This is a genomic window from Streptococcus oralis (genome assembly GCF_003943825.1).
Lineage (GTDB): Bacteria > Bacillota > Bacilli > Lactobacillales > Streptococcaceae > Streptococcus > Streptococcus oralis_CD.
Map to the genome: position 1 here is coordinate 1 of NZ_RJNJ01000084.1, position 658 is coordinate 658.

Annotated in this window: 1 protein-coding gene and 1 pseudogene; one reads left to right on the forward strand and one right to left on the reverse strand. The window is 41.1% G+C overall.

Annotation, left to right across the window (positions count from 1 at the left end; genetic code table 11):
- On the forward strand, window positions 1-279 hold a 279-nt coding region (locus tag D8863_RS10725; protein ID WP_260469805.1), incomplete at its 5' end, for an ABC transporter C-terminal domain-containing protein.
- A 37-nt stretch (window positions 280-316) separates the two neighbouring features.
- On the opposite strand, the pseudogene D8863_RS10730 reads toward D8863_RS10725, so the two are convergent.
- Window positions 317-658, reverse strand: a pseudogene (locus D8863_RS10730) (cation-efflux pump); the annotation flags it as partial.

Genomic DNA, 658 nt, shown 5'->3' on the forward strand with positions numbered 1-658 from the left:
GAGATGGCCAATCAAGTGCAAAAGGCAGAAAAGGAGAAAGTGGTCAAGGTCCGTGAAGACAAGAAACGTATGACCTACCAAGAAAAGCAGGAGTGGGCAAGCATTGAAGGGGATATTGAAGCCTTGGAAAATCGTATCGCTACTATTGAAGAGGAAATGCAGGCCAACGGCTCTGACTTTGGCAAACTGGCGACGCTTCAGAAAGAGCTAGATGAGAAAAATGAAGAACTTCTTGAAAAATACGACCGCTATGAGTACCTAAGTGACTTTGATGGTTAGGTGAATAGAAAAATCCTGTCANTATGACAGGATTTTTCTATTCTTCTTTTTTGGTTTCTTGATGAAAGATATTTTGCCAAGTCTCATGGCGACGCCAGATACTGGTGTGGATGATTCCGTCCATCTCATAGCAAATGAGCTTGGTTTTCTGACTAATGGAGGTAATCTGAATGTCCTTAATCGCAGCTTTAAGTTCTTTTTCAGACTTATAAGCCTCTTTATCCATCTGTTCTCCATCTTGACGGATATAGATAAAGTCCTCAGCCAAGAGTTCTTCGAGTTGATTTCCCTGATCAATCAATTGCTCGCGCATGAGTAGTTTTTTGTAGACATTGTCTAAAATTTCGTCTTCAGGTATAGGAGCAGGTTCGATATGGAT